The sequence below is a fragment of the Subtercola vilae genome, from assembly GCF_004923255.1.
In the GTDB taxonomy this organism is placed as follows: Bacteria; Actinomycetota; Actinomycetes; order Actinomycetales; family Microbacteriaceae; genus Subtercola; species Subtercola vilae.
The window spans coordinates 1-17,398 of sequence record NZ_QYRT01000054.1; the positions used below are offsets into that span (position 1 = coordinate 1).

The 17,398-nt window shown below is 65.9% G+C and carries 18 protein-coding genes and 1 tRNA gene; 13 read left to right on the plus strand and 6 right to left on the minus strand.

Translation table 11 applies throughout. The features are described 5' to 3' along the window. From D4765_RS19305 to D4765_RS17325, 3 genes are all read left to right on the plus strand, one after another. A partial coding sequence (locus D4765_RS19305; protein WP_161580486.1) for a hypothetical protein occupies nt 1–183 on the plus strand: 183 nt, incomplete at its 5' end. A gap of 404 nt (nt 184–587) precedes the next feature. Further along, nucleotides 588–1,880, plus strand: coding sequence for a sodium:proton exchanger (locus D4765_RS17320; protein ID WP_136643568.1), 1,293 nt, complete (start codon nt 588–590; stop codon nt 1,878–1,880). A 58-nt stretch (nt 1,881–1,938) separates the two neighbouring features. Next, on the plus strand, nt 1,939–2,985 hold the full coding sequence (locus tag D4765_RS17325) for an isopenicillin N synthase family dioxygenase (RefSeq protein ID WP_136643569.1): 1,047 nt from the start codon (nt 1,939–1,941) through the stop codon (nt 2,983–2,985). A 55-nt stretch (nt 2,986–3,040) separates the two neighbouring features. On the opposite strand, the gene D4765_RS17330 is transcribed toward D4765_RS17325, so the two are convergent. Further along, nucleotides 3,041–4,378 carry an LLM class flavin-dependent oxidoreductase gene (locus tag D4765_RS17330; protein ID WP_136643582.1) on the minus strand — a complete coding sequence of 446 codons (1,338 nt, stop codon included), beginning with the start codon at nt 4,376–4,378 and terminating at the stop codon, nt 3,041–3,043. A gap of 354 nt (nt 4,379–4,732) precedes the next feature. Here D4765_RS17330 and D4765_RS17335 point away from each other — a divergent pair, with 354 nt between their 5' ends. The 7 genes from D4765_RS17335 (at nt 4,733) to D4765_RS17365 (ending at nt 11,423) form a co-directional block, all read left to right on the plus strand. Next, nucleotides 4,733–5,473, plus strand: coding sequence for a MetQ/NlpA family ABC transporter substrate-binding protein (locus tag D4765_RS17335; RefSeq protein WP_161580487.1), 741 nt, complete (start codon nt 4,733–4,735; stop codon nt 5,471–5,473). Nucleotides 5,474–5,577: 104 nt separating this feature from the next. Then, nucleotides 5,578–6,606, plus strand: coding sequence for a methionine ABC transporter ATP-binding protein (locus D4765_RS17340; protein WP_136643571.1), 1,029 nt, complete (start codon nt 5,578–5,580; stop codon nt 6,604–6,606). Continuing rightward, complete coding sequence (locus tag D4765_RS17345; RefSeq protein ID WP_237280535.1) at nt 6,603–7,289, plus strand: methionine ABC transporter permease; 687 nt, start codon at nt 6,603–6,605, stop codon at nt 7,287–7,289. Before D4765_RS17340 ends, D4765_RS17345 begins: the two co-directional genes overlap by 4 nt. A 202-nt stretch (nt 7,290–7,491) precedes the next feature. Then, the gene (locus D4765_RS17350) at nt 7,492–8,394 is read left to right on the plus strand and encodes a carbohydrate ABC transporter permease (RefSeq protein WP_136643572.1); all 903 of its coding nucleotides are present in this window, start codon (nt 7,492–7,494) and stop codon (nt 8,392–8,394) included. After that, nucleotides 8,391–9,215, plus strand: a complete 825-nt coding sequence (locus D4765_RS17355) for a carbohydrate ABC transporter permease (RefSeq protein ID WP_136643573.1) — start codon at nt 8,391–8,393, stop codon at nt 9,213–9,215. The genes D4765_RS17350 and D4765_RS17355 overlap by 4 nt, the downstream gene beginning before the upstream one ends. Nucleotides 9,216–9,270: 55 nt before the next feature. After that, entirely contained in the window at nt 9,271–10,641 is a 1,371-nt protein-coding gene (locus D4765_RS17360; protein WP_136643574.1) for an ABC transporter substrate-binding protein, read from the plus strand. After that, nucleotides 10,638–11,423, plus strand: coding sequence for a glycerophosphodiester phosphodiesterase (locus D4765_RS17365; protein ID WP_237280536.1), 786 nt, complete (start codon nt 10,638–10,640; stop codon nt 11,421–11,423). The genes D4765_RS17360 and D4765_RS17365 overlap by 4 nt, the downstream gene beginning before the upstream one ends. 30 nt (nt 11,424–11,453) lie before the next feature. On the opposite strand, the gene D4765_RS17370 is transcribed toward D4765_RS17365, so the two are convergent. From D4765_RS17370 to D4765_RS17385, 4 genes are all read right to left on the minus strand, one after another. Next, the gene (locus tag D4765_RS17370) at nt 11,454–12,125 is read right to left on the minus strand and encodes a nucleoside/nucleotide kinase family protein (protein WP_237280537.1); all 672 of its coding nucleotides are present in this window, start codon (nt 12,123–12,125) and stop codon (nt 11,454–11,456) included. Between the two features lie 6 nt (nt 12,126–12,131). After that, nucleotides 12,132–12,800: an FMN-dependent NADH-azoreductase gene (locus D4765_RS17375; protein WP_136643576.1), complete on the minus strand. Its 669-nt coding sequence runs from the start codon at nt 12,798–12,800 to the stop codon at nt 12,132–12,134. 54 nt (nt 12,801–12,854) lie between these two features. Beyond that, nucleotides 12,855–13,643: a VOC family protein gene (locus D4765_RS17380; RefSeq protein WP_136643577.1), complete on the minus strand. Its 789-nt coding sequence runs from the start codon at nt 13,641–13,643 to the stop codon at nt 12,855–12,857. Between the two features lie 95 nt (nt 13,644–13,738). Continuing rightward, nucleotides 13,739–14,218: an Lrp/AsnC family transcriptional regulator gene (locus D4765_RS17385; RefSeq protein ID WP_136643578.1), complete on the minus strand. Its 480-nt coding sequence runs from the start codon at nt 14,216–14,218 to the stop codon at nt 13,739–13,741. Between the two features lie 139 nt (nt 14,219–14,357). Here D4765_RS17385 and ald point away from each other — a divergent pair, with 139 nt between their 5' ends. Continuing rightward, nucleotides 14,358–15,479, plus strand: a complete 1,122-nt coding sequence (gene ald / locus D4765_RS17390; RefSeq protein WP_136643579.1) for an alanine dehydrogenase — start codon at nt 14,358–14,360, stop codon at nt 15,477–15,479. 20 nt (nt 15,480–15,499) lie between these two features. Here the strand turns inward: ald and D4765_RS17395 are convergent, their stop codons facing one another. Next, nucleotides 15,500–16,117, minus strand: a complete 618-nt coding sequence (locus D4765_RS17395; protein WP_136643580.1) for a TetR/AcrR family transcriptional regulator — start codon at nt 16,115–16,117, stop codon at nt 15,500–15,502. Between the two features lie 83 nt (nt 16,118–16,200). Between D4765_RS17395 and D4765_RS17400 the strand changes: the two genes are divergently transcribed. Together D4765_RS17400 and D4765_RS17405 are read left to right on the plus strand one after the other, a co-directional pair. Beyond that, on the plus strand, nt 16,201–16,956 hold the full coding sequence (locus D4765_RS17400) for an SDR family NAD(P)-dependent oxidoreductase (RefSeq protein WP_136643581.1): 756 nt from the start codon (nt 16,201–16,203) through the stop codon (nt 16,954–16,956). An 88-nt stretch (nt 16,957–17,044) separates the two neighbouring features. Next, a tRNA-Arg gene (locus D4765_RS17405) sits at nt 17,045–17,121 on the plus strand. Nucleotides 17,122–17,398: the final 277 nt, after the last annotated feature.

Sequence of the window (17,398 nt, forward strand, 5' to 3'; positions counted from 1 at the left end):
ACCCACTGCCTCATCGTCGAGTTGCGGCGCGGAAGCTCCACCTCGGTTGCCCGCATCGAACGGTTGTCGCTCACCGAGGGCGCACTCGGCCCCGCGGGCATCTCGTTCGACGCCTCCCTCCCGCGCGCATCCTTCGCCGACTGGCCCGCCCGCGACGCCTGGGCCACCCCCGCCGCGCCCTGACCGCTCCTGCTCCCGCACCCTGGCGGCCCTCCACTTTCGCCCCGTCGGCGACGTGGCTCGACAGCACGAGCGACAGCAGCCGCGACGGTCGCAGCACGCGACCCGACTGTTGAGCATCCGGAGCCCCAGAGTTCGCCCCACCTAGCGCCGAAATACGCTCCCACGTATCTATGCAGAAGTATCGATCGGGCCCGAATTCTGTGGCAGGGTGGAGGCATCGAAGGGGAGTAGTTCCCGCTCGCTGCCGCACAACCTGGCAGCGTATCGGTGCGTCGACATACTGGCGGTCACGATGACCAGCCCGGCGCATTGGCCCGCGCAGCGCACGGGTGAACGAGACCTTCGGCCCCTCCTGCGGCCGGCGTCTGCGGCGTGCGCGCCGCAGCCCGACCGAAGGATTCACCGTGCCCGCACCACTTCTGCGCCGCATCGTTCTGTGCCTCGCAATTGCCAGCCCGGCGATCGCTTTTCGTCTCACCGGCTTCGCACCGAACCCTGTCATCGACCTCTTCGTCTTCGGTGCGGCCGTCGTCGCGGCGAGCTTCATGCTCGCGTGGGCCGCCGAGGCCGCCCAGAAAGACATCTCGGGCGCACTGGCTATCGCCATTCTGGCGCTGATCGCCGTGCTGCCCGAGTACGCCGTCGACCTCTACTACGCGTTCCGCTCCGGCTCCGACGTGGCGTACGAACAGTTCGCGGCGGCCAACATGACCGGATCGAACCGTCTGCTGCTGGGTTTCGGATGGCCGTTGGTGGTCTTCGTCGCCCTCTTTGTTGCCCGGCGTACCGCACAAGCCCGCGGTGAACAGGGCACATCGTTGACCCGCGTGCTCACCCTGCCTGGCTCCAGCCGCATGGACATCGGCATTCTCGCCATCGTCGCCATCCTTGCCTTCGTGATTCCCGTGATGGGCCAGATCGCCATGTGGTTCGGTTTCGTGCTGATCGCCATCTTCGTCGGCTACCTCTGGAAGGCCGGCCGCGCGCAGGGCGATGGTGCCGAAGAGGAGTTCGTCGGCACGGCCCGGCACATCGCAGAAATGCCGACCACCCGGCGTCGCGCCGCGGTGATCAGCATGTTCGTGGTGTCGGCCGCGATCATCCTGACTTCGGCTGAGCCGTTCGCCACCGCACTGGTCGATTCGGGCAGCTCGCTGGGCATCGACAGCTACTTTCTCGTGCAGTGGCTCGCGCCGTTGGCCTCAGAGGCGCCCGAGTTCATCATCGCGGTGCTGTTCGCGCTGCGGGGCATGGGCGCGGCCGCCATCGGCACGCTCATCGCCTCGAAGATCAACCAGTGGACCCTGCTGGTGGGCTCCCTGCCCATCGCCCACTTCTTCGGTGGTGGCGGCACCGACCTCGCGCTCGACCCGCGCCAGGTCGAGGAGTTCGTGCTCACCGCGAGCCAGACCGTGATGGGCGTGGCCATCATCGTGGCGCTGCGGTTTCACCGCTGGTCTGCTGTGGCGCTGGTGGCCCTGTTCGCCGTGCAGTTCGTCGTCACCGACACAACGGGCCGCTATGTATTGAGCGCCATCCACATCGTGATCGCCCTCGTGGTCTTGTTTCTGCACCGCTGCGACATCATGCCCACCCTCGCGGCACCCTTCCGCGCCCCCGCGCCCCCGCATCCACGATGCGATGTGGAGCGGGAAGCGCGGGGGTCAGAGGAGCAGGTAACAAAGTCGGTGCAATAAATCGGCGCCGCTAGCGTTGAACTGTAAGCACGCATTCGCCTTTCGACTGAGGAACCTCATGACTGCCCTTGAAACCCTTCCGATTCTCGACCTCTCGCGCCTCGACAAGGGCGCAGATGAAGCCGCCGCCTTTCGCGCCCAACTGCGCGAGGTCACGCACGAGGTGGGGTTCTTCTATCTGGTGGGGCACGGGGTCTCCCAGCAGTTGACCGACGAGATTCTTGCTCTGTCGCGGCAGTTCTTCGAGCTTCCCATCGAAGACAAGCTTTCGATCGAGAATGTCAAGAGCCCGCAGTTCCGTGGCTACACCCGCGTCGGCGGCGAGCTGACCCACGGCGACATCGACTGGCGTGAGCAGATCGACGTGGGTGTCGAGCGCCCCGCCGTCGAGCCGGGCCCGGGCGTCGACGACTACTGGCGTCTCGAGGGTCCGAACCTGTGGCCCGACGCCCTGCCCGAGTTTCGCACCGCGGTCGATCGCTGGAACGCCGAGCTCAGCACGGTTGCCCTCACGCTGCTGCGCTCGCTCGCCGAGTCGCTCGGGTCGCCGGCCGACATCTTCGACGAGGCCTTTGCCGAGCGCCCGTTCTCGCTCATCAAGATCGTGCGCTATCCCGGTGAGTCGAACCCCGACCCCAAGCAGGGCGTGGGCGCACACCGTGACGGGGGTGTTCTGACTCTGCTGCTGGTCGAGCCCGGCAAGGGCGGCCTGCAGGTCGAGCACGGCGGCGAGTGGATCGACGCCCCTTCGGTTCCCGGCTCGTTCGTGGTCAACATCGGCGAGATGCTCGAGCTTGCCACCGGTGGTTACCTCAAGGCGACCCTGCACCGCGTCATGTCGCCGCTCGTCGGCAACGACCGTATCTCGATTCCGTTCTTCTTCAACCCGGCGCTCGACAGCCTGATGCCGCGCCTCGAGTTGACGCCCGAACTCGCCGCCGAGGCACGCGGTCTCTCCGTCGACCCGAACAACAGCCCCATTCTCGAGACCTACGGCGACAACGCTCTGCGCTACCGCCTGCGCGCCCACCCGAACGTGGCGGCGGTGCACCACGCCGACCTGCTCGCCCCCGCCGCCGAGCCGCAGCTCCTGCAGAACCGCTAGCGGCCACCCGGGCCGGGCAGGGCAGGGCAGGGCGGGGCGGCCGCGGCCGCGGCCGTTACGAGCGGTCGCCGAATGCCCCGCGATACTGCCGCCCGTAGTGCGACTCCGACAGCTGGTCGCGGCCGAACAGCTTCTGCCGCAGCGTGCCGGGCGCCGACTCCTGCTTGGCGAGCCCCCGGGCCCGCAACACCGGCATGACCTCATCGATGAACAGCTCGTACGACTGCGGAATGGTCCAGTTCATCACGTTGATGCCGTCGACCCCGGCCTGCTGCCACACCGCCAGGTGGTCGGCGATCTGCTCGGGTGTGCCCACGAAGCGGCCCCGGATGCGCGCGGTGATCTTCGCGAGATCACGAATGGTGGGCTCGCGGTCGGTCATCGTCGCACGCAGCCACGCCGTGTGCGACTGCCCGCCCTCGTGCTTGATGTCTTTGAGCGGCATGTCAGGGTCGAGCGGCGTGCCCGTGGCCTGATCGAGGCCGAGGTTGATGTGCGCGAGAAATCCGTCGGTGGAGATGTATTCGTCGATCTCGGCTTCGTTGCGCTTGGCTTCTTCTTCTGTGCTGCCGATGACGAAGGTGAGGCCCTGGAAGAACTGCAGGTCATCCGGTCGCCTGCCGCCCTCGACCACGAGCGCCCGGGTCTCGTCGATGGTCGTGCGGGCGATCTCGGGGGTGGGCGCGAGAATGAACTGCGCCTCGGCGTTTCGGGCGGCGAACGCGCGGCCAGCGGGCGACGACCCAGCCTGAAAGATGACCGGCGTGCGCTGCAGCGTTGGAGACGGCAGGTGCGGCCCCTCGACCTGGTAGTACTCGCCCACGTGGTTGATCTTGTGAATCTTGGTGTGATCGGCGTAGACCCCGCTCACCTTGTCTTTCAGCAGCGCGCCGTCGTCCCACGAGCCTTCCCACAGCTTGTAGACGACATCCATGTATTCCTGCGCCCAGCGGTAGCGCTCGTCGTGCTCCATCAGCCGGTCGAACCCGAAGTTTCGAGCGGCATTCTCGAGCGAACTGGTCACCACGTTCCAGCCGATGCGACCGTTCGAAATGTGGTCGAGCGTCGAGACCTTGCGTGCGAAATCGAATGGATGCTCCTGCAGCACCGCGCTTGTGAACGCCAACCCGAGGTGCTCTGTGTTCACCGCGAGCGCCGACAGCAGCACGGCCGGATCGTTCGACGGTATCTGCAGCCCCTCGCGAGCGTTCACCTCGTATGAACCGTTGACCGGGCCGTACAGCCCCACCACGTCGGCGAAGAACATCGCATCGAAGTGCCCGCGTTCGAGCGTCTTGGCGAGGTCGATCCACAGCCGCACATCGTTGAAGTCGGCCTGCTGTGCAGCGGGGTGCCGCCAGAGCCCGTGTTGAATGTGCGAGTTGGTGTTCATGACGAAGGCGGCGAAATGCAGGGGCTTCACAGTGGTGCTTTCTGAGCGGCGGTCGTGGCGTTTGTGCGGTGATTCAACGATAGACCGAGGGTTCGGCAGCGTAGCGTGCAGCGGGTACCGGCCGATCTCGCGGGCGTCAGTGCTTCTGCTGGCCCAATTCTTCTCCCGATGGCCGGCTGAACGTAACGCGACGTAGCTTGACGCAACATACTTTGGCGCTCGCGGCCCGCTCTTCTACTCTCGAAAAGCGAGCACTTCGCCGCCGATGCGTCACAGCCGCGTCAGTTCTGCAGCGCTGCCGCACCCCTTCCCGCACCTCACCAGCCCAGCCCTGCCCCCATAAGGAGCATTCCCTTGCGCACCACGAAACTCTTGCTCGCCGGCGTCATCGCCACGGCCGTCGCGTTCACCGCTGCGGGTTGCGCCGGTACGGCGACCGCCTCAGCACCCGAGACCAACGCCTCGGGTGTCACCACGCTGAAAGTCGGTGCCTCCTTCCCCGCCACCGACATTCTGAACTACGTCGAGTCGTCACAGGCCGCTGCCGCGGGCCTCGACCTTCAGGTCAGCGAGTTCTCTGAGTACATCACCCCCGACACCTCGCTCGAAGACGGCTCACTCGACGCGAACCTCTACCAGCACCTGCCGTTTCTGAACCAGTTCAACAAAGACCACGGCACCCACATCGTGCCGGTGGGCAAGGTGTACTTCCCGCCCCTCGCTCTGTACTCGAAGAAGATCACCTCGCTCGACGCGATCGCGAGCGGCGACACGATCAGCATTCCGTCTGACGTGACGAACGAGCGCCGCGCGCTGCTGCTGCTCGAGAAGGCCGGGCTCATCACGCTGAACCCCAATGCCGCCGGCCCCGCCGACATCGCTACGAACCCCAAGAACCTGCAGTTCCAGGAACTGGATGCTGCGACCCTTCCCCGTGCGCTCGACGACGTGAAGGCCGGTATCGTCAACCTCACGTACGCGCTGCCCGCCGGGCTCACCAGCGAACAGCAGATCTACAAAGAAGACGTCACAGGAACCCCGTACACGAACCTCCTGGCCGTGAAGTCGGGCAACGAGAACAACGCCGCGATCTAGAAGCTGTATGCGCTGCTCACCTCGAAGCAGACCCAGGACTGGATCACTGCACAGTACAAAGGCCTGGTCATCCCGGCCAGCGGCGCTGCCCAGTAACCGACTCCATGATCACCATCACGAACCTGCAGAAGAGCTACCCCCGGGCGAACTCCCGCGGCTCTGATGTGCACGCCCTCCGCGGAATCGACTTACACGTCGAGGAGGGGGAGATCTTCGGTGTCGTCGGCGCGAGCGGCGCCGGCAAGTCGACGCTCATCCGCTGCGTCAACCTGCTCGAGCGACCCACCGCCGGCACGATAACGGTGGCGGGCCAGAATCTCACGCAGCTCTCCGATGGCGAACTCCGAACCGCCCGCCAGGGCATCGGCATGATCTTCCAGCACTTCAACCTGCTGTCGAGCCGCACGGTTCGCGAGAATGTTCAGTTCGGGCTCGAGATCATGGGGCTGAAGAAGGCTGAGCGCGAGGCTCGCGTCACAGAGATCCTCGAGCTCGTGGGGCTTTCAGACCGGGCATCCGCGTACCCGTCAGAGCTCTCGGGTGGCCAGAAACAGCGTGTGGGTATCGCCCGCGCGCTGGCCGGCAACCCGAAGGTGCTGCTGTCAGACGAGGCCACGAGTTCGCTCGACCCGCAGACCACCGACTCGATTCTTCAGCTGTTGAAAGACCTGAATCGAAAGCTCGGTCTCACGATTCTGCTGATCACGCACGAGATGGAGGTCGTGAAGAAGATCTGCGACTCGGCCGCCCTCATTGACGACGGCCGCATTGTCGAGAACGGAACCGTCATCGACCTCCTCAACACTCCGAAGTCGAAGATCTCGCACGCACTGTTTCCGCTGGGCGAGAGCCACGGCTCGCCGGGCCACACCATCGTCGAGATGATGTACGCGGGTGAGCTCGCCGAGCGGCCGATCGTGGCGACGCTGTCGCGCGAGTTCGGTATCGATGTCAACATTCTGGGGGCCGCGGTCGAGAACGTGGGCGACCACCGCGTGGGGCGCATGCGGCTCGAGCTGCCGGGAGACCGGGCATCCAATGAGGCCCCCATCGCCCGGCTGCGTGACAGCGGGCTGTTCGTCGAAGTGCTCGACGACGTGATGCCCGACGCTTCGAGCGGAGTGGTTCGATGACCTTCGACTGGCATGTGATGATTCCCGTTCTCTGGCTCGCGCTCGGCCAGACCTTTCAGATGATCGGTATGGCGCTGGTTCTGACCATCGTCGTCGGCCTGCCCGTGGGCGTTCTGCTCGTGACCACCGACCGCGGTGGAATCTTCGAGGCGCCCTTCGGCTCGCGCCGGTTCGGGGCGGGGCTGCACGCGGTGCTCGGCTTCGTCGTGAACGTGGGGCGCTCGCTGCCGTTCATCATCCTGATGGTGGCACTGATTCCGTTCACCCGGTTGGTGGTGGGCACGTCGATCGGGCCTGTCGCCGCAGTGGTGCCGTTGACCGTCGCCGCCATCCCGTTCTTCGCCAGACTTGTCGAGATCGCGCTCCGCGAGGTCGACGGCGGGCTCATCGAGGCGGCAAAGTCGCTCGGTGCGACCCGTGGCACCATCGTCTGGAAGGTACTCGTGCCCGAGGCCCGGCCCGGCATCGTTCTGGGGCTCTCGACCTCGGTGATCTCGTTGCTGAACTACTCGGCGATGGCCGGCATCATCGGCGGCGGAGGCATCGGCGACATCGCGTTTCGCTACGGTTACCAGCGTTTCGACACGGCGTATCTCATCACGACCATCGTGTTGCTCGTGGTCATCGTGCAGCTCATCCAGTCGATCGGCAGCGCGGTCGCCCGCCGGCTCAGCCACCGCTGAGCGCCGCAGAGTATCACCCCCGAACGGGGAGATCTCGCTGTTCGGGTGACCGGGGGCTGACCTTCCCGTGAAGTCTTCCGCCCGCCGGTGAACAGTGGGTTTCGGGAGCCCGACGTGACTTCCGACGACGAGTTTTTCGCCGTTTTCCGACCATTTCAGCACCTACCATCGCTAACGAAATCAACAGCGAAGGTGGTTCGAAATGACGTCGACAGCGACGCGCCGGCGGGGCAGAATGGCCCGCAACTGGCTGATGTTCGCGGCCCTGGCCGGCCCGAACATCCTGCTGCTCATCGCGTTCACCTACAAGCCGCTGCTGCAGTCGTTCTACTATTCGACCCTGCAGTGGAACATCGGTTCGTCGCGCGCCATCTCGGTCGGCCTCCGTAACTACACCGACTGGCTGACCGACTCCCAGACCCCGCACGTGGTGGGCGTGACCGTGGTCTTCACCCTCGCCACGGTGGGCGGCGGAATGGTGCTCGGCCTCTCGCTCGCCGTGCTTCTGAACCGTCGCCTGAAGCTCATCGGCCCGGCCCGCACCATCGTCGTGGCGCCCTACGTGCTCTCGGGCGTGGCCGTGGGGTTGCTCTGGTTGTTCGTCTTCGACCCCAACTTCGGCATCGTGGCCGCTGTGCTCGGCTTCGTTGGTCTGCCCTCGCCGGCCTGGTACAACGATCCGCAGTGGGCTCTCGTCATGGTCATCATCGTGCAGCTCTGGAAGAACGTGGGCTACATCGCCCTTATCTACCTGGCTGGCCTGCAGGCGATTCCGAAAGACCTGCTCGAGGCCGCGTCGCTCGACGGCGCGGGCCCGGTGCGCACGTTCCGCCGGGTGATTCTGCCGCTGCTCGGCCCCACCACGTTCTTCTTGAGCGTGACCACTCTGCTCAGCTCGCTGCAGAGCTTCGACATCATTCAGGCGATGACCAAGGGCGGCCCGCTCGAGGGCACCACCACGATGATGTACGAGATCTACCGCGAGGGCTTCGTCGCCGGTCGCGCCGGGTACTCGTCTGCCGTGGCCACCATTCTCTTCGTCGTGCTGCTGATCGTCACGCTCGTTCAGATGCGCTTCGTCGAACGAAAGGTTCACTACGCATGACCCGTTTTCGCCTGCCCATCGGCGGCTACATCGCACTGGCCATCGCCGTCGCCGTGATGGTCTTGCCTCTGCTCTGGATGCTGCTGGCCAGCTTCAAGGGCCAAGACGAGATCTACTCCCTGCCCATCCAGTGGCTGCCCTCGTCGTTCGGCGGGGCCAACTACCAGGCCGCTGCCGACGCCGTTCCGTTCGGAAGCTTCTTTCTGAACTCCCTCATCACGACGGTGTTCGGTGCCGGAATCAAGATCGTGCTCGGGCTGATGACCGCGTACGCTCTCGTCTTCGTCGAAGTACCGTTTCGCAAGTTCTTCTTCGGTCTGGTGATCTTCGCGCTGCTGGTTCCGCAGCAGATCGTCATCATTCCCAACTACACGCTCGTGGCGAGCCTCGGCTGGCTGAACACCTACCAGGGCATCATCGTGCCGGGGCTGGCGAGCGCGTTCGGTACCTTCCTCTTTCGCCAACACTTTCTCTCGCTGCCCATCTCCGTGCTCGAGGCCGCCGCGCTCGACGGCGCCGGGCACTGGCGTCGCCTCTGGGCTTTCGTCGTGCCCATGTCGACGCCCACGATCGCGGCCGTCGCGCTGGTCTCGGTGGTCACCGAGTGGAACGAGTACCTCTGGCCGCTGCTGGTCATCGATCGCCCCAACATGATGACGCTGCCCATCGGGCTCACCCTGCTGCAGAACACCGACGGCGTCACGAACTGGGGCGTTCTGATGGCGGGCACCGTGCTCGTCACGCTGCCGATCCTCATCGTGTTCTTCGTCATGCAGAAGAAGATCGTGGCCGGCCTCACCGCCGGCGCGGTCACCGGATGACCTCTAGCCGTTTCGACCCTCGCCCCATCGCTCACCCCCACAGAAAGATGCTGCAATGAATCCGCGTTCGACCGTCTTCTCCTCCACTCTCACCCGCCGAAACCTGCTCACCCTCTCCGCCGCGCTCGGCGGCACTGCACTGCTCGCCGCGTGTGCGGGCCCGTCGGTCGGCGATGCCGGCCAGGCCGCCGCATCCACCGCCCCCGCGCAAGACTGGACGGGCATCAAGCCCGCCTCCTCGATCACCTGGTGGACCAACCACCCGGGTGCCTCGATGGCCACCGAGCAGGCCATGATCAACGGCTTTCAGGCAGCGAACCCCGGCATCACGGTGAACATGGTCACAGCCGGTGCGAACTACGACGAGATTGCCCAGAAGTTTCAGGCCGCGGCCGGCACCGACAGTGTTCCCGACCTCGTGGGTGCGAGTGATGTGTGGTGGTTCCGCTACATGATCAACCAGCAGATCATTCCGCTCGACGGGCTGGCCTCACACCTGAACGCGAACACCGCCGACTTCAACACCACCCTCTACGACGACTACAAATACGCCGACAGCCACTGGGCCATGCCATACGCGCGCTCGACGCCGCTCTTCTACTACAACAAGACGCTCTGGAGTGCGGCTGGCCTGCCCGACCGCGCACCCGCCACCTGGGACGAGTTCGACCAGTGGGCACCAAAGCTCAGTGCCGTCATGAACGGCGCGGCACCGCTCGGAATCGGCAAGGGCACGTCGTGGGCCGCCTGGTGGTTCTGCAACATCATGTGGGGCAAGGGCGGCGCGTACTCGAGCGACTGGAGCATGAAGCTCGACCAGCCCGAGACCCTCGAGGCGGGTAACTACCTGCGCCGCATCATCAACGACGACAAGAGCGCCGCCGTCTCGGCCACCGATTCGACGGCCGACTTCGGGGCGGGCCTCAGCGCCTGCACCGTTGCGTCGACGGGGTCGCTCACGGGCATCCTCGCGTCGGCCAAGTTCGAGGTGGGAACCGGCTTTCTGCCGGCCGGGCCGAAGGGTGCCTTCACGCCCACGGGTGGCACGGGCATGGCGATCGCCTCATCGAAGTCGCCCGAGCAGCAGTTGGCCGCCGGCATGTTTCTGAAATACTTGACCGACGCCGAGCAGACGGCCACGTTCTCGGCGGCGACCGGGTACATGCCCGTGCGCACCTCGGCAATGGATGGGGCCACGATGACGGCGATCTACGCGAAGAAGCCGCAGTTCCGCACGGCTGTCGACCAGTTGAAGAACGCGCGCTCGCAAGACTGGGCGCGCTCGTTCGTGCCGTCGGGCGACAAGTACCTCACCACTGCGCTCGAGCAGATCATGCTGCAGAACTCGAAGGCCGAAGACGTGTTTCCGAAGGCCTCGGCCGACATCTCGACCTCATACGACCAGAACGTGAAGCCCTACCTGTGATCGCGACCCGCGTCATCGCGCACCGGGGCGACTCGTCTGAGGCGCCAGAGAACACCGTGCCTTCGTTCGACGCGGCGCTCCAAGCGGGCGCCGACGCCATCGAGGTCGACCTGCAGCTGACCGCCGACGGTGTGGTGGTCGTCATCCACGACGACCTCCTCGATCGAACCACCGATTCGGTCGGGGCGGTCGGCGAGCTGGATGCCCGTGCGGTGCTTGCCGCCGACGCAGGTTCGTGGTTCGCCCCCGCTTTCGCGGGTACCCGCGTGCCCACCCTCGACGCGCTCATCGAGTGGGCCGTCGGCGCTCCCGGCATGGGCTGGCTGCTCGAATTCAAGGGGCCGTGGAGCGAGCTCTCCGTCGCACCCGTTCTCGCCCAGCTGCGCGCCTCGGGTGTCGCCGGTCGTGCGGTGGTGCAGAGCTTCGACCTCGGCACCGTGCGCGCGCTGCGTGCCGCCGGCCCCGACTTTCGGGTCGAGGCGCTGGTGTTCGAGCTGCCCGCTGCCGACGGTGTCGATGGTGTCGATGGTGTCGATGCGCGCATCGAGCGGCTCGTGGAGGTGCTGCGCGAGGTGGGTGCCGAGGGCTGCAACCCCTACGGAGTACTGCTGGCCGAGCATCCACAGCTCGCCGACGTACTGCACTCAGCCGGGTTCACGGTCACCCCGTGGACTCTCGACGAGCCCGAGCACTGGGTCCGCGCGGTGGAGGCGGGGGTCGACGCGATCATCACCAACCGGCCCGGGGTGCTGCGGGCGTGGCTCGAGGCGAAGCCCGCCTGAGCCCCGACTCAGACAGTGATCTGGCGCTGATCAGACGATGATCAGCCGGCGGTCGGCGCGGGGGGCGCTGGCCGCCACGAGGGTTGCGTTCTGCTCGTCGGGCCCGAGGGCCCAGCTGCGGGCATCCTCGGCCGACGTGCCGAACGACTCGTGGCGGCGAATCAGGCGCTCGCGCCGCACGATCTCGGGCGCCTCGATGAACCACACCTCGTCGATGAACGCGCGAGCCGCCGGCCAGGCCCCGCTCTCGAGCAGTAGGTAGTTGCCTTCGGTGACGATCAGCGGCACCTCGGGCAGCACTGCCAGCGCCGAGCCGATCGACTCGTCGAGCCCACGGTCGAAGCGCGGCGCATAGACCACCGCGTCGTCGCCGGGCGTGCTCTGGCTCCGGATGCGCTGCAGCAGTGCCGCGTACCCGGCAGCGTCGAACGTGTCGGGCGCTCCCTTTCGCGCCCGACGCCCGAGGGTGGCCAGTACGTCGTTGGCGAGGTGAAAGCCGTCCATCGGAACCAGCGCGGCCAGACCCGACCCCAGCGACTCGACCACGTGTTCGGCCGCCGTCGACTTGCCCGCACCCGGCGCTCCGGCGAACCCGAGGATGCACCGACGGCCGCTCTCGGCCAGCCGGCGCGCATCGGCGACCACCTGCTCGAGGGTCACCCGCTCGGCCGCGACCTCGGCTGGCGCGATCTCGTTCGCCACGACCGGCTAGTTGTCGGTGTTGTTGCTGGTGCTGCGGCCGAGTCGCGACCCTGCTTCGGCGGCGGCGCTCGAGGCTTCGGCGAACTCCCGCTCGCTGCGTTCGAGCTGCGGGGCAAGAGCCTCGACAGCGTCGGCGAGCGTCAGACTCGTCGTGATGACCGTGATCTCCATGCCGAGGGCCGTGCCGAGAATGAGTTTCAGCGCCGGCACCTCGTGATCCCAGTCGGCGGTCGGCGTGCCGGCATCGTACGATGCACCGCGGCTCGTCAGCAGCACCGCCGGGCGCCCGGCCATCGGCTGAGTGGGTACATCGAACGGAGCAGTGACGGCCGGTACGTGGATGTAGTCGATCCACGCCTTCAGGCTCGACGGCACCGAGTAGTTGTAGAGCGGAGCCCCCACGAGCAGCACGTCGGCCGCCGTGAGTTCGCCGATCAGCTCGGCCTGCAGTGCTTCGGCCTCGGCAGAGGGGTTCGCGTAGGCCGGTCGCAGCCTCGGCGGCCAGTGCAGCGCAGCATCGGGCAGGTGCGGTAGCGGGTCGAGGTGCAGATCGCGGTGCACCACCGTGTTGGCCGTATCGGCCGCCAGCCACGCCTCCACGAATGTTCGGCCGAGGGCCCGGGAGCGTGACCGTTCAACGTCGGCCGATGAGTCGAGGTGCAGCAACTGTGCCATGCCCTCACGCTATACCTCCCGGCCGATCGGCGCGCCTCGCGGCGCCCGGCCGCGCTATCGAGCGGGCGTCATCACGAAGAACAGCGCACCCTGCGGGTCGGTCAGCCCGGCCACGCGCCCCACCCCGCCCACATCGAACGCCGGTGCCATCACGCCGGCACCCAGGTCAACCGCCCGTGCGAGCGCCGAATCGACGTCGGCGACCTCGAAATACAGCACCCACGCGTTCGGCAGCTCGGCGTCGAACTTCGCCATCACCCCCGCACTGCTGGTGCCGGCCACGAAGAGTTCGGTGTAGTCACCTGCCCCCTCCACCTCGGTGGGCTTCGCTTCGACTCCGAGTACAGACTCATAGAAGGGAGCTGCTGATGCGGAGTCGGGCACCCACAACTCGTTCCATACGATGGCACCCGGTTCGGCAACGATGCCCGACCCGATGTGCCCTGTCTCCTGCCACAGCCCGAACCGGGCCCCGAGCGGGTCGACCGCCATCGCCATGCGCCCCGACCCCGGAATCTCATCGACGGGGTAGAGCAGCGTTCCGCCTCCGTCACTCACCCGGGCCGCGGCGGCATCGGCATCGCTCACCGCGAAGTAGGTGTTCCAGGCCGGCCGGATGCCCGACCCCGCCTGCTCGTCGGCCAGCTGCATCAGCCCCGCCACGTTCCTGCCGTTCACCGTCGACATGTAGTACATCGCCGAGCTGTCGCCCATCGGCATCGGATACCCGTCGAACCCCCAACCGAAGAGACCACCGTAGAACGCACGGGCCCCTTCGGAATCGGTCGTCATGAGATCGGCCCAGCAGGGCGCACCCTCCGGGTAGTCGCGCACGATCGGCATCGTGAACCTCCTTGTTCACACACAGCATAGTGAACAGTGTCTACATATGCATAGCGCTCGTCATCTGTACGGCGCTCGTCGGCCGTGGGTCGGCGTCAGTTCACGACGTGCTCGAACACGATGCTCGTGCGCGTGGCCGCCACCGACGGGTGCGCCGACAGGTTCGACACCACGAATTCCCGCAGGTGATCGCTGTCGCGCGTGGCCACGTGGATGACGAAGTCTTCTGACCCGCCGAGAAAGAACAGCTGCACCACCTCGGTGAGCCCGCGAATCTCATCGCCGAACAGCGCGATGCTGTGCCGGGCACCCGACTTGATGCTCACACTGATGAGCGCCTGCAGGCTCAGCCCCAGCGCGGCGGGCGACGTGTGGGCGCTGTACCCCGTGATGACCCCGCGCTGCTCGAGCGCCCGTACCCGTGTGATGCACGTCGACTGCGCGATGCCCACGAGCTCGGCGAGCCTGCTGTTGGGCATGCGGGCGTTCTCTCTGAGCAACTCGACGATGCGCGCGTCGACCTCGTCGAGCGGGTCGACGGGCCCTCGAGCCCGCACATTCTTCGAAGCAACCATGGCAAATGCCCCTCTCGGCCGCAGAATCTCACCTGTATCGCCCAGTCTCACGCAATTGCCTCGGAGTTTACGTGCATGAAACGAGCATTCCGCAGAATTGGTGCACGGCAGGCAGTGTTGCGAGCAGACGGAGACGAAGATGCGAGTTGGAATACCCACCGAGGTCAAGAACAACGAAGAGCGCGTCGCCATCACTCCGGCCGGTGTGCACGAGCTGGTGCGGCGCGGCCACGACGTCGTGGTGCAGTCGGGTGCCGGCGTCGGTTCGCGCATCAGCGATGACGACTATCGGGTTGCCGGGGCATCCATTCTGCCCACCGCAGACGGGGTCTGGATGAGCGCTGACCTGCTGCTCAAGGTCAAAGAGCCCGTCGCAAGCGAGTACGGGCGGTTGCGCCGGGGCCAGGTGCTCTTCACCTACCTGCACCTCGCCGCGTCGCGCGCCTGCACCGATGCGCTCGTCGCCTCCGGCACTACGGCTATCGCCTACGAGACCGTTCAGCTCGACAATCGCAGCCTTCCGCTGCTGTCGCCTATGAGCGAGGTGGCCGGGCGGCTCTCGGTTCAGGTGGGCGCGTACCACCTGATGAGCGCGGCCGGCGGTCGCGGCGTACTGCTCGGCGGTGTGCCGGGAACACGCAAGGCGAAGGTGGTCGTCATCGGTGGGGGAGTGGCGGGCGAGCACGCGGCAGCGAACGCGCTCGGCATGGGCGCCGATGTCACGGTGATCGACCTCTCGTTGCCGAGGCTGCGCGCGCTCGAAGCCCAGTTCGACGGGCGCATTCAGACCCGGGCATCGAGTGCCTACGAAATCGCAGCGCAGGTGCGCGAGGCCGACCTTGTCATCGGCTCCGTACTCATCCCCGGGGCGCAGGCGCCGAAGCTCGTCACCGATGCGATGGTGGCCGCCATGAAACCGGGTTCGGTGCTCGTCGACATTGCTATCGACCAGGGCGGCTGTTTCGAGGGCTCGCACCCCACCACGCACGACGACCCCATCTTCGCGGTGCACAACAGTGTCTACTACTGCGTAGCGAACATGCCGGGGGCGGTGCCCGAGACCTCGACCACGGCCCTCACCAACGCAACGCTGCCCTACGTTCTCACGCTTGCCGACCGGGGCTGGAAGGCCGCCATCGAGGCAGACTCTGCTCTTGCCCGCGGCCTCAATGTGCACGACGGTTCGGTGACGAACGCGCTCGTGGCGTCGGCACTCGGGCTGCCGTTCGTCTCGCCCGCGGTGGCCGCAGCTCTCGTCTGACGGCGTGGACTTACCTTTGGTCAGGCAACCAGCGGAAACCATTCGGGCAGAAGCTGTCGGTATGCGCCCAGAAACGCATCGACATCGTGGGGCTGGGGCGACCGCAGCCACGCGGTGATCGCCCCCACCGAGCCGTCGGCGATCATTCGGGTGGCCATCTGTGACAGCAGCCCGTCATCACGGGGGTTCGGCTGCGCCCCGGGTGCGCTGTTTTCGTAGTGATCGGCAATGACAATGGTGTGCTGCTCGAGCAGCAGGCGAATGGATGCTTCGAAATGCGCCGTCAGCATGGGGTGCAGACTCGCGCTGCCGCTGGTCTCACTGAGCCCCAGCAGGTACACGGCCGAATGCTCCTCGACGTGCAGCAGAACGGCTCGCGTGACCGCGGCGATGGCCGCACCGGCGTGCTGCGGGTCGGCACCCGACAGGTGCAGCTCGCGAAGCGCGTCGAGCTGTTCCCTCAATACAGCTTCGAGCAGGGCGGTGGGCGAGGCGGCGTGGTCGTAGAACGTACTGCGGTTCACTCCGGCGTACGATGCGACCTCTGACGCCAGCACCTCATTGGCCGGCCGGGCGGAGGCCAGATCGAGAATCGCGTGGCTGAGTTTTTCACGGCTTCTGCGTTGTCGTGCATCCATTTTCGCAGTTTATCCGACATCTGTTGGATAAAGATGGCAGGATGGAGGTATTGGTTCACAGAGATAAAGGAAGTTCGATCATCATGGCAACATATGACGTCGCAAACCGATCAGCGATCGTGACAGGGGGCGGCTCGGGCATCGGGCGCGCCATTGCACTCGAACTCGCCCGAAGCGGGGCGTCTGTGCTGGTTGCCGACCTCAAGCCGGAAGGGGCCCAGGGTGTGGTCGACGAAATCAGGGCATCCGGTGGTACCGCCGAGATCTTCGTGGGCGATGTGTCTGACCCCGCCTTCGCCGAGGCGAGCATTGCCGCAGCCAATGCTCTCGCACCGCTGCGCATCGCAGTCAACAATGCCGGCATCGGCGGCCAGGCGGCACCCATCGGCGACTATTCGATCGACAGCTGGCGAAAGGTCATCGAGGTGAACCTGAACGCTGTGTTCTACGGCCTCAAGTTTCAGCTGCCGGCCATCGCGGCCAATGGCGGCGGTTCGATCATCAACATGGCGTCGGTTCTCGGCAGTGTCGGTATTGCGCAGTCATCGGCATACGTCACGGCCAAGCACGGTCTCGTGGGTCTCACCAAGAATGCCGCGCTCGAGTACGGCGCACAGAAGGTTCGCACCAACGCTGTCGGCCCCGGCTTCATTCACACCCCGCTGGTCGACCAGAATCTGACCGATGACGCGCAGTCGTACCTGGCGGCCAAGCACGCGCTCGGGCGCCTCGGGGAGCCAGAAGAAGTGGCTGCACTCGTCGCATTCCTCGCGAGTGATGCTGCCTCGTTCATCACGGGAAGCTACCACCTCGTCGACGGCGGTTACGCGGCCCAGTAGGCTCGTGACCCCGCCGTTCCCGTGCTCGGGGGTCGCTGCGCACTCAGCGACCCCCGCCATATGGTAATGTTTTCTCTTGTGTGAATTTGCGCCCGTAGCTCAGCTGGATAGAGCGTCTGACTACGGATTAGAAGGCCGGGGGTTCGAATCCCTCCGGGCGCACCACCCAAAAGCCCCCGCCTCGGCGGGGGCTTTTCTGGTTTCCGGCGCTTGGCGCGGGTGCACAGACGCTTTCGATGAGCGGCTTCGAGGCACCCGTTGTGTACCGTCCGGCCGGGCGACACGCCCGGGAAGTACCGCTTATTTGGTTCGGGGGAAACATACCCGTAATGTTTCTTCTTGTCACCCCAAAGGTTCGGAAAGCGGTTCTGTTTTCTGGCCTCAAGTGGGGCCGTTTCCCATGTGAAGAAAACCGCGGATGCCGTTTGGTGTTTGTTGTGTT